The sequence below is a fragment of the Lactiplantibacillus daoliensis genome, from assembly GCF_005405005.1.
Lineage (GTDB): Bacteria > Bacillota > Bacilli > Lactobacillales > Lactobacillaceae > Lactiplantibacillus > Lactiplantibacillus daoliensis.
The window spans coordinates 1-12,195 of sequence record NZ_BJDH01000008.1 but is presented as its reverse complement, the minus strand read 5'-3'; the positions used below and the strand labels follow the sequence as shown (position 1 = coordinate 12,195).

Here is a 12,195-nt window from a genome sequence, read left to right as displayed (position 1 = left end):
TCCAAATAAAATTAGCTAATTAAACGATCATTTTGAATGTGTTGTTGAAAGGCTTGATAGATTGGGTCAAAGAGATCAACTTCAGCGCTTCCACTGAGCATTTCCTTAGGGAAGAAGAAGCGTTGATCACCGGAAACTTTGCCGGTGATGGCTCGAACTAAATCGCTGACCGTTGATAGTTCCACTAGGGAGCCATCTTCTTGCATTAATTCGATTTGAGTCCGGGGTTTCTTCATTTTTGGATCATAAGCGTCGTATGGTAAATCGTAGCTATCATTAATATCGGTATAGTAATGACTATTAAATCCCGCTCGTTCAATCAACTTTTGTAGTTCAGGGACGAGTGCTTGGGTCTGGTCATCAATTCGTGCTGATTTTAATGGCCGCCGATCTAAGAAACGAGTTGATAAATCAGCCAGAATTTTATCCTGACTATCACGCCAATGATTAAAATACGTATTTAGAACGCCATCGTCCAGGCGTAAATAATCTTGTAACGTAAAGTCGTTGTTGAAAAATGGTAACAACATGTGGGGCGTGGCTTCGGCATCAACGTCGTGATTCTGATAAAGATCGTTGGCTCGTTCTAATAGGTGGTCCAAGATGACTTCCATTGAACGGGAAACGGGATGGAAATAAACTTGCATGTACATTTGAAAACGACTCACGATGTAGTCTTCGACTGCGTGCATGCCTTCCATGGCAAAGGTGATACCGCCCGCATAAGGTCGCATGACCCGTAAAATTCGCGTCAAGTCAAAATTGCCGTAGTTGGTGCCAGTAAAGTAGGAGTCTCGGAGCAGGTAGTCCATGCGATCAGCGTCGATTTGGCTGGAAATCATCTGGACGACTTGCGGATTCGGATAAGTTTTCTGAATGACAGCTGCTACTTGGCTTGGGAACTCTGGTGAAACGCGTCGTAAGACTTGATTGACTTCTGTTTCCGGTGACGTCAAGATTTGCACAGTCAGCGCTTCATGGTCGGTATGAAAAATGTGTTCAAAAGTATGTGAATAGGGACCGTGACCAATATCATGCAGTAGGGCCGCACATAAGGCGACGATCCGTTCATGATCGTCCCAGCCACCATCACCGGGTGTTTTAGTGGGATAGTTGCGTTCAAAGTTGTCACAGATTCGCCGCGTCACTTCATAGACACCTAAACAATGACCAAAGCGAGAATGCTCGGCACCGTGGAAGGTCAGCGAGGTCGTGCCTAACTGCTTGATGCGACGTAACCGCTGAAATTCAGAGGTATTGATTAAGTCTAAAATAATTTGATGTTGAATATAAACATAGTCATGGACTGGGTCACGAAAGACCTTCTCCATGGGTAAAAGTTGATTACGGTATGACAAATAAATTCCTCCGTTCAATCAGTTATTGAGTCAAGCGTGTTTGACGGCGCTGCATTTGATGATAGGCGTGCGCTAAGTGCGCTTGAAATTCAGGTTCTTCGATTAATTTGGGTAATTGTCGTTGGTCAACCGCGCCGTGTTGCGCTAAAACGGTGTTGAATTGGTCAATGGCATCGTCAACGGTGATCACTTTACCGAGTTTTTCAGCAACGGTCGTCATGACGGTTGGGTCAACTTGTGGGAAGCGGTCATCAGTTTTTCCAGCTAGACTGACGTCGTAGAATTGACGGATGAGTTGGCTGCGCTGATCCTGATTGCCGTTGATACTAATGTATAGCATGATGACCAAGGCCGATTCAGTTCGGCGTTGCGACATGCCGGCGATCTTTTGACCACCAATACTTAGATCATAATCACCTGGACAATAGGATTGGCTGATTTCGCCCGTTTCGATTGTTAAACTCGGCCAAGCGGCTCGGACGTAATCGGTCATTAGTTGGTAAGCTTCGGTAATGGAGTAGTCGCTGCGGCGGGCAGGTAAAAAGAGTGAAACATTTAAAACGCCTAGGTCAGCGACGACAGCCAAGCCACCGGAGTTCCGTAAAAGCGTCTGGTACCCAGCTTGCTTGAGCGTGGTTAGACCACGCCCAAGTTGTGGTAAACGTTGGTCGAGTAGGCCTAAAATGACCGTTTGTGGCAATTGCCAGTAGTGGACGATTGGTTGTTTGAGCTCACTAGTTAGCCATAATAAAGCATTCATATAGGCAAAACTGTCGAGCATTTCTTCTGGTTGATAATGTTGCGTTAAGGTAGCAATGGTTGCTTGCGTCAAATTTTGATCACCTCATAATATCGGTTTCAAACATTAATTATACCCGAAATCGCTTATCCTCACAGCTTAATTGCCGGTTTAGGTTGATTTTTAGGCATTTTAAGTGAGATGGCTTATAATTAATAACGAGATAACACAGGTTAAAGATGGGACTTGTTTTTATTGCCGCTTACCGGTCAGCGTATTTTAGGGCTGGAACGTGGTGGGCCGTTTTCGAGCCAAATTGCGGTCTCGAAAGCCAGCCTTTGACTAAGTCGCCGGGAAACCACCGTCAACTAAGTCAAATCTCACCACTGAGCCCTAAAAGACGCTGACCTCACGGCTATAGTAGGGTAGATTCCTGATGACGATACTCAGTTTGCGTTTCGGCGACTGTTTAGCCGAGAGGGTGGTTCGGATGATGCTCAGTGGTGAAATTTTTCTTAGCCGAGAGATTTTTTCGGCTTAGAAAAAGGCCGGCTTGTGAGACCGCACTTTGGCTCACAAACGTGCCCACCACGTTCCAGCATCATCCGAACCGCGCGACAGGCGGCAATGTTATGACTGACCTGTGTAACGATGGACTAATTAGGAGGACCAAAGATATGGATGATTTAACAACGGGCGTGCCAGTTGCCATTCATTTGGAAACGCAAGCAACCCAAGATGGCGACACCGCTAATTATGCGTTGGACGTTGATGGCCAACTCGTACAAATGGGCGATGCCTTTTATTTGCGATATAAAGAAGTCAGTGATGAGGAAGCGGAACCAATACCGGTCACCATTAAGCTAGCTTCGAATGGTGACGTCGTTTTGACACGTAGCGCCCAGAATCGTTTGCGCCTGCATTTCTCGAACGGTAAACGCGTCCAGGCACGTTACCAAACCCCAATGGGGATTTTACCAGTTGAGACCGTTACGCCACTGCTACAAGTGCGATTACGCGAACGACCATTCTCCGGTGCGGTCAACATTGATTACGAATTATATGCGGGTGAACAACTAATTGGTCAATACAAGTTACGATTGCAATTCACGGCTTAATTTGGTAAGATGTACTGTAAAATGTGGAAAGGACGTGCACCAGTTTGGAACTAAAACAATTTGATGGACAGAAAAAGTCCGAATTATCTTTAATCGAGGTTGCGCATGCAATCTTAGCGCAACACGGTGATGCCATGGGCTTTGCCGACATTACCAACGCTGTACAGACTTATTTAGGTAAAAGCGACGAAGAAATTCGGGAGCGTTTATCACAATTTTATACCGATTTAAATATCGATGGTAGTTTCATTTCGCTCGGTGACAATATGTGGGGCCTGCGTGCATGGTACCCATTCGAATCCATTGACGAAGCTGTTATTCATACCGACGATGACGAGGATGAAGATCGGCCTAAGCGTAAAAAGCGTAAGAAAGTTAATGCTTTCTTAGCTGACGCCGGCGATGACGATGATGTCATTGATTACGATGATGATGATCCTGAAGACGACGATAACTATGAAGATGACGACGACAGTGCCGCTGACGATGATGACGATTCAGAAAGCAGTAGCAAGTATGATGAATTATCAGGTGTTGACGACTCAGATGATGACGCCGCCGATGAAACTTTACCAGATGGCATCGAAGGTCAATTATCCGAATTAAATGATGACGATGATGACGACTACGATGATGACGACGAAGACGATAACAAGTAGGTTGCGTTTGTGATTTAACTTGACGAATGTTGAATCAACTTGTATTATCTTTATTGGGCTCTCTGGTAGTAATGCCAGAGACAAACGAACGAAATCAAGCTCCCTATTCACTGAATAGGGAGCTTTCTTTATTTATAAGCATCCCCACGAAATAAATCTTTAAGGAGTTATCACATGACCAAATATATTTTTGTAACTGGTGGCGTTGTGTCGTCGATTGGTAAAGGAATTGTCGCAGCATCATTAGGGAGATTACTGAAAAACCGTGGCTTGAAAGTCACTATTCAGAAGTTTGATCCATATATCAACGTTGATCCTGGTACGATGAGTCCTTACCAACATGGTGAAGTTTTTGTCACCGATGATGGGACCGAAACAGACTTGGACCTTGGACATTACGAACGGTTCATCGACATTAATTTGAATAAATATTCAAATGTTACAACCGGTAAGATTTATTCAGAAGTTCTGCAAAAGGAACGTCGGGGTGACTATTTAGGAGCAACTGTTCAAGTTATTCCGCATATTACAAATGCGATTAAGGAAAAAATCATGCGAGCCGGGACAACTACGGACTCTGACATTGTGATTACTGAAATCGGTGGGACCGTTGGGGATATTGAATCCTTACCATTCATCGAAGCGTTACGTCAGATGAAGAGTGATCTTGGTTCTGACAACGTCTTTTACATTCACACGACCTTAATTCCTTATTTGAAGGCCGCTGGTGAAATGAAGACGAAGCCAACCCAACATTCGGTTAAAGAATTGCGGAGTTATGGGATTCAACCAAACATGTTAGTTGTTCGGACTGAAAAACCAATTACCCGGGAAATGCGGAATAAGATTGCGTCATTCTGTGACGTTGAACCGGAAGCTGTTATTGAATCCTTAGATGTTAAGACGATTTATTCAATTCCATTAAATGTTAAAAAGCAAAATATGGATTCAATCGTCTTAAACCACTTTGGGATCAAGGCGCCAGAAGCTGATATGAGCGACTGGGAAGAGCTTGAACATCATGTTCAACATCTATCACGGACAATCAAGATTGCCTTGGTTGGGAAGTATGTGGCGTTACAAGACGCCTATATCTCTGTGACCGAGGCTTTGAAACATGCCGGTTATACGGATGATGCCGAAATCGAATTGAACAAGATTTCCGCTGAAGATGTCACCGCTGATAACGTGCAAGAACTTTTGGGCGATGCTGATGGGATCTTAGTTCCTGGTGGCTTCGGTGACCGTGGGATTGAAGGCAAGATCATGGCGATCAAGTATGCACGTGAAAATGACGTGCCATTCTTAGGAATTTGTTTAGGGATGCAGATGGCCAGTGTTGAATTTGCCCGGGACGTCTTGAACTTGAAGGATGCCAACTCAGCTGAAATTGATCCTAATACGCCAGATAACATCATTGATTTGATGGCCGATCAAGAAGACGTTGAAGACATGGGTGGCACGCAACGTTTGGGTGCTTATCCTTGCAAGTTGAAGCCAGGAACTGTTGCGGCTGCGGCCTATGGCAATGAAGAAGTTGTGATGGAACGTCATCGTCACCGTTATGAATTTAACAATAAATACCGTGAAGCCATGAAGGCCAAAGGGTTAGTGTTCTCTGGGACTTCGCCAGACAATCGCTTAGTTGAAATTATTGAATTACCAACAAAACGTTTCTTTGTTGGTTGCCAATATCATCCAGAGTTCTTGTCACGCCCAAACCGTCCGGAAGGGTTATTCAAAGCCTTCATCGACGCTGCCAATGTGACTGGCAAAGCAAAATAAGATCGTTTACTCTTTTGAAGCACTCAAGTGTAATTTACTTGGGTGCTTTTTTGCTTTGGTGGAAAGGTATGATCGCGTGAAATTAAAAATGGGTTCTAAGAATCGATTGACGGTTTTCAGAGCCTGTTTTTGTGAGTTGGAGTGATCATTTGTACAGCCGATTCAGTTGGTATCTAGCAGAGGAGTGGAAAATGTCTTGGTAAAAAAATGAAAAATCTATATGTTATAAGTCCATAATCAATTTTACACGAAAGATTAATATTAATTATTTAGACAGAATTTTCTGGCCAAGTGCCTTTCAAGGCCGTCATTTTCGACTAAATAATAGTCAAAGTTAGGTCCAAATATCGATGGCGTATGCAGATTATTGATGCCTTTGGTGCCCCTTGAATAATTAACGACTTGAATGTTACCCCAGTCACTCTTATAATGTGTTTATTAATTGACTTATATAAATAGGTCTGTCAGATAAATATTGAGTTGATGAAACTTTTTATTCTAGCAGATCTTTTGAAAGTGGGTTAAAGGTCAAAAGTAAACATTGCGAGGATACGGGGAGATCCGTTGAAAGCACAACTGATTTTTGAGGGTGTTGTACCAGTTGAGTGCAATATCGATAGGCAGACTAATCATTGAAAATTAATTGTCCTAACTGGCCTTTGTTGAACCAGATGGCATGACAATTGAATTGAACACAAAACGACGGTGCATGGTTCTGAGCACAGAGGTTCATCGTCGTTGAAAAAGGAGAGGGAAAGTTTGAGACAAAAAGTAGCAAATCAAAATATCAAGAAAAATTTCATTTTATACAAGGGACATACGGGTTGGAAAGTTAAGACCCGTATTTTTGGGACGCTATTAGTCGGTCTTTCTGCAATGACTATCGCAGAAAGTACTGGGGCAATTAATGCTCATGCGGACACGGGGACAGGAACACCATCTGCGGATACTGCTTCTCAGTCCTCCACACCGAAAATGGCAGGGACGACGACACTTAAAACTGGTACTAACGACGCAACAACGTCAGCGTCAGCAAGTGAAGACCAAGAGCAAGCCGGTCAAGAGCAAGTAAAGCAAGATACAGTAACGCAGACTTACGTGGCTAAGCAATCAGATACGCCAGCGCCTGTCAGTGCTGAACCAGAGAGTCTTTCTGTTAACGATCCGACGACAACTACAACTAATGATGCTACGACTGATGGGCAGTATCAAACGTTAACGCCAGATCAACCAGTTCAGGTTGGCAAGACGGATGGCTCCGGCGTGACGTTGTCTGGTAGCCAGGTTCAGGACCACTTTACGAATACGGTCCAAAACTTTAACAAAAATGGTGATGCTGGTTACCTTCCAAAAAATAAGACAACACAGCCGGCTGATGAGAATGGTGTTTGGCAGTTGACCGTTAATGGTGGGCATGATTACACGTCTGACACTATGACCGATTATACAATGCATAATATTGATGGTCCCCAAACTGCCCATGTTTCTTTTGAAAACGACATTGATTTTGGCCATGATTTTACCCTGACTGGCGCCTTGGGCATTGGGACCAAAACTTCAGGCGGGGCCGATGGTGTCGGTATCGTTTTTGCACCTGGTGATCCGGAATATGCCACGACAGGTTTGACTGGTGGTAATTTAGGAGTAGGTGGTTTGAAGAATGCCTTTGCCTTTGTTTACGATGATCACTATAACGGTGGTGATGATACAAGTGGCGTTGTTGATCCTGGTAACAGTGCCTACTTTGGCTGGCGGTCGACGGATGCCAACGGTGTTATTCAAAAGGTTACTGACGCAACGGCTTGGAAAGCTGCTAGTGCATTTGATTTAAGCAACCGGGGGACCGATCCACTTGTAGATTTCACGATGTCCTATAACTATTTGACGAAAATGTTAAGCGTGACTATCCAGAACCAAACCTTTACCCGATCACTTGCTGACATTGACACCTCAAAAGGCTATTCAATTTCAATTGCTGCTTCTACTGGGCAAGATACTAATAATTACTCTGCCAAAATTGACAGTTTTACGTACACACCAAAGACAGCATCAGTGAATGTCAAAGTGGCTACTGCGGCTGGAGATGTAAGTACGACTACGCCAGTCACTGCCAACATTGGGGATACAATTTATGTCTTCTCCACGAAAGCAGCGGCGGAACGAGCAGTCGCCGCAGATCCAACACTAGATCCTAGCTTGGTGACGGTAATCCCTGCAAGTACGACTAACAATGTCTATCTGGTCGATGGTGACAATACCGCTGCCAGCAATGGGACTGTTCACTATGCCGCCGGTGACTCAAGTATTGCTGATGCGGCGTACTACAGTTACAAAGTGACCGGGGATGCTAGTCAAACATTTAACGTTCCTGTTAGCCAAGCCTTTACAGCCGAAGTCACACCTGTTGATTCCGTGACGGGGGACGCAATTCCTGGCATGGATCCCATTCAAGTGACCACGGTTGCCGGTAAATCAGTCGTTATTCAAGTACCTGGTTATACCCCAGTGACCGTTGTTCTGGATGCTCCCGCAGCCGGCGAAACGGTTGCCCAGGATAAAGTGAAGATTAACACGGGTACGACACCATCAACAGAAACTGATGTTGCCAATCCAATTGAACATTATTACACGGCCGCCGGTGAGACAATTGATGGAACAAAAGTTACTGCTAATGCAACGGTAGGGACGAATCAATCTGTTACGGATGCCCTCAACGCAACGCCGATCGGTGAAGATGGCAAAGTTATCACTGACGGTAGCACGCCAGCCTACACTTGGTCGACGGTTCCTAATGCCAGTGCCACGGATTCTACAGATTCCACGACTCCTCAGGATAGTAAAAGTATTTTGGTTCCAACGAAGGCCACGCTTGATGAGTGGCTACAGAAGGCTACCGACAACCAAGCCCAAGCAGACACTTCTAAAAAGCAAGCGCAAGACATCTATGATAAATTTGTCGGCTTAACAGGTATTACACAGGAGCAAAAGGATGCGGCCAAGAAGCTGCTGGATTCTGTTAATGATATGTATGACCAAATTTCAACGAATAATGCCGCGGCTAAGGCTGACTTACAGGCCGCCGAGGATTCCACGGATCCAGAGACAATCTTTAAAGAGGGTCAAGCCGGGTATGGTGCTTTAGCCGACGTGGACAATACCATGACGACGTTCCAAAAAGAACTGGACAACCTGACTTCGACTAACAGTGCCGCGGTGGCAAGCTTAGCGACCTTTGTTTCCTGGTCAAGGGATTACGGCCAAGATATAGGCTTCCCTGTACCGGCCTTTGGTGATGGCTTCGGGGCAACACCGACCGCTGCACAAAAGGCGGGTTTTGACAACCCAGATTACTACTACTATGTTAATGCAGCAGATTCAGATACCCATGTCACGCCTAAAGATGCCGGAACCTACTATTTCAAGTTGACTGATGCTGGTCGTACTTACCTTAAGAGCTTGACCACTAATACTAACGCTGGTCTCTACACGTCAGCGGCACTGACGATTAATCCAGTCGATGCCAAGCCAACTATTACTAACACCAGTCTGCAATATGGTGGTGTTGACGGCAAGTTGGCCGGCGTAACATATGACTTGGGGACGGTCGCTGGTGACGACGATCCCCGGCTTAACCTGACGCAAGATGACTTTGAAATCGATGACGTTGATGGCAACCAAGTTGCCGTCAAGGATTTGCAAGCCGGTGGCACCTACACGATTCGTTATAGCGATGCTGCTCAGACTGCCTTGAAGACTGATGGAAATTACAACTTCACCGATTTTGGTACGGCCACATTGACCGTGACACCACGGGGAGTTACGCTTGTCGCCGCGGATGCTGGGAAGACTTATGGTGACAGTACCGATCCAGCCCTGAGCTTGAAGGGTGATCCTGATCAGGCTTTGGTTAACGGTGATACGGTTTCTAGTCTGGGTGTCAATTTGACACGGGCCACTGGCAAAGATGCTGGTACCTATGCAATTAAAGGTACCGCCACTGGAAACAAGAATTATAAAGTGACGATTACGGATGGAACCTTTACCATTGATCCAAAGGCGATCACTGTACAAGCCAATAACGTCAGTGTCGACTATGATGGCAAGGCTCACCAAGTTGATCAATCAGGTTTCACGATTGCTGATGGTGACCAGTTGGCTACTGGCGATACTGCGGCCAATCTGGCTGTGACACTGACGCCAACTGCCGAAACCGACGCTGATACGTATACCATTTCTGGTTCCTCAACGGCAAAGAACTATAAGGTTACTGTCCTGGATGGCACTTTGACCATCAACCAGAAAGCCGCTACTGTTACCGCCGATGCCGCTACCGTGGGCTATGGTGATGCCTTACCAACATTTACGGTAACCGACAGCGATACTGGTTTGAAGACCACACTGGACAATACCGATTTTGAAATTTTTGATAACAATGCAAAGCCGGTTGTTACTGGTCCGTTACAAGCCGGTGGCGACTACACGATTCAACTGACTCAGAAGGCGCAGGACAACCTGAAGACTGATAATCCTAACTACAAGCTTAGCTTTGATGCGAACAAGTTGACCGTTGCACAACGGGAAATTACGGTTCACATTGAAGATGGTGGCAAGGATTATGGCGTTACGAACGATCCAGCCTTGAAGTTTACCATTCCAGCAACCACTGCCACTGGTAAAGCTAATGGTACATTGGTTGACTCAGATACGCAGGATAACTTAGGCGTGACGTTAACTCGGGAAACTGGGGACAACGCTGGCACGTACAAGATTACTGGGACTGCCGCCAATGATGGCAATTACAACGTTTCCATTGAAAATGATGGGACCTTTACGATTGCTCAAGCCGCTGGGACGGCCACGGTTGCCGCTACCAGTGTGGTTTATGGTGACAACTTGTCATCTATCGAGGTAACGGTTAACGGAACCACCAGTGAACTCGACGCAAATAACTTTGAAATTGTGGACGCAGAAGGCGCTGTTGTAACTGCTGGTCAATTACAAGCTGGCGACAGTTACACATTACAATTGACCGATACTGCTAAAGATACTTTGAAAAAGGCTAACCCTAACTACACGCTTAACTTTGTTGCGGGTGGATTGACAGTCACGCAACGGCCAATTACGGTGCAAATTGATAACATCAGCAATGTATATGGCCAGTCGGATCCTGATTTAACGTTCAGCATTCCAGCTACTACGAAGGATGGACAAGCCAATGGGACATTGGTTGGTCAGGATACGCAGGATAAGTTAGGTGTTACTTTAACGCGTGAACCAGGAACTGATGCTAAGGCCTATGTCATCAGCGGTACTGCTGCCGATAACACCAATTACGCTGTGACCATTGAAGATGGAACTTTCACAATTACGCCGGCACATGGTGGTGTCACGATTGAAAATGCAAAAGCTACTTATGGTGACACATCTTCGCTTCAATTATCAGCAGTGCTTGGAATGCCAACCAAGAGTGAAATTAGTCAAAATGATTTTGAAATTGTGAACGCGAAGGGAGACGTGTTTACCCTGGATCAGCTTCCTGCCGGTAACTACACGATTCAGTTAAACCAAGCTGCAAAAACGCGGTTGGCGCAGGAAAACAGCAACTATGATTTTACCAACCCAGATCATACTAGCTCATTTGGTACTGGCACATTGACTGTGGACCCGCGGCCCGTCAAGATTCAAATTTCTAACCGAGAAACCTATGCAGGCGTGGCTAATCCGGAAAACGTTGCAGCGTTGACAAGTGATAGTGGCACGCTTAAGAATGGCGATACGTTAGATGATTTGAAATTAACTTATGAGGAACCAACTAATCCTGTCGTCGGAACTTACACAATTGATGCTGAGAGCGCCAATGTTAATTATGCCGTGAAGGTTCTCCCTGGTCAGTTGACGGTTTTGGGTCAGGATACTGATTCTCATGGCACTACGACGACTACTGAAAAGGATTCGAACGGTAACGTGGTCAAGATTGATAAGCAGTGGCCTGATAATAGCCATACGATTTACACCTATGATCCAGCTACTGGGGACCGGACAGTGACGGAACAAAAGGATGGTCAGACGCTTGATCAGCAGACACTCGGTACTGATCCTGTTACGCTAGCTGATGGTGATAATACGAGTACGACCGTTGTACTTGATCCTACGACTAAGCAACCAATCTTTGAACACGACACGACGGAGACAAATGCTAACGGCGATACTACCACGACGAAAGACGCTGAAGGCAATGTTGTCAAAGTAGTTAAGAAATGGCCTGATGATAGTCAAACGACCTACACGTATGATCCAATCGGTGGAACACAAACGGTAACGGAGCAAAAAGACGGTCAAACGGTTGATAATAAGACCATTACCGCTAAGGCTCCAGAAGCAACGTTGTCAAGTGGTGATGGTGTTAAAACCATCGTTGACGCTCCGGAACCGGGCGCAGAACCAACGTTTAAGCATGATACGACGAAGACTGATGGTGACACTACTACGACGACAGATGCCAACGGCAATGTTATTAAGGTAGTTAAGCAGTGGCC

General features: G+C 45.5%; 6 protein-coding genes. 4 read left to right on the top strand and 2 right to left on the bottom strand.

The features are described 5' to 3' along the window. Positions 1–11: 11 nt before the first annotated feature. Positions 12–1,358, bottom strand: a complete 1,347-nt coding sequence (locus tag FFM64_RS09710) for an HD domain-containing protein (RefSeq protein ID WP_137607824.1) — start codon at positions 1,356–1,358, stop codon at positions 12–14. A gap of 22 nt (positions 1,359–1,380) precedes the next feature. Continuing rightward, positions 1,381–2,190: a lipoate--protein ligase family protein gene (locus FFM64_RS09705; protein WP_223876945.1), complete on the bottom strand. Its 810-nt coding sequence runs from the start codon at positions 2,188–2,190 to the stop codon at positions 1,381–1,383. Between the two features lie 584 nt (positions 2,191–2,774). Between FFM64_RS09705 and FFM64_RS09700 the strand changes: the two genes are divergently transcribed. The 4 genes from FFM64_RS09700 to FFM64_RS09685 form a co-directional block, all read left to right on the top strand. Beyond that, complete coding sequence (locus FFM64_RS09700; RefSeq protein ID WP_137607823.1) at positions 2,775–3,215, top strand: YwiB family protein; 441 nt, start codon at positions 2,775–2,777, stop codon at positions 3,213–3,215. A gap of 44 nt (positions 3,216–3,259) precedes the next feature. Beyond that, the gene (gene rpoE / locus FFM64_RS09695) at positions 3,260–3,874 is read left to right on the top strand and encodes a DNA-directed RNA polymerase subunit delta (protein WP_137607822.1); all 615 of its coding nucleotides are present in this window, start codon (positions 3,260–3,262) and stop codon (positions 3,872–3,874) included. Between the two features lie 174 nt (positions 3,875–4,048). After that, on the top strand, positions 4,049–5,659 hold the full coding sequence (locus FFM64_RS09690; protein WP_137607821.1) for a CTP synthase: 1,611 nt from the start codon (positions 4,049–4,051) through the stop codon (positions 5,657–5,659). A gap of 759 nt (positions 5,660–6,418) precedes the next feature. Next, positions 6,419–12,195: MBG domain-containing protein (locus tag FFM64_RS09685; protein ID WP_137607820.1), on the top strand; the 5,777-nt coding region annotated here is incomplete at its 3' end.

Coding starts and splice junctions, on each gene's coding strand:
- FFM64_RS09690 (WP_137607821.1), top strand. CDS start 4,049: ATGACCAAATATATTTTTGTAACTGGTGGCGTTGTGTCGTCGATTGGT.
- FFM64_RS09700 (WP_137607823.1), top strand. CDS start 2,775: ATGGATGATTTAACAACGGGCGTGCCAGTTGCCATTCATTTGGAAACG.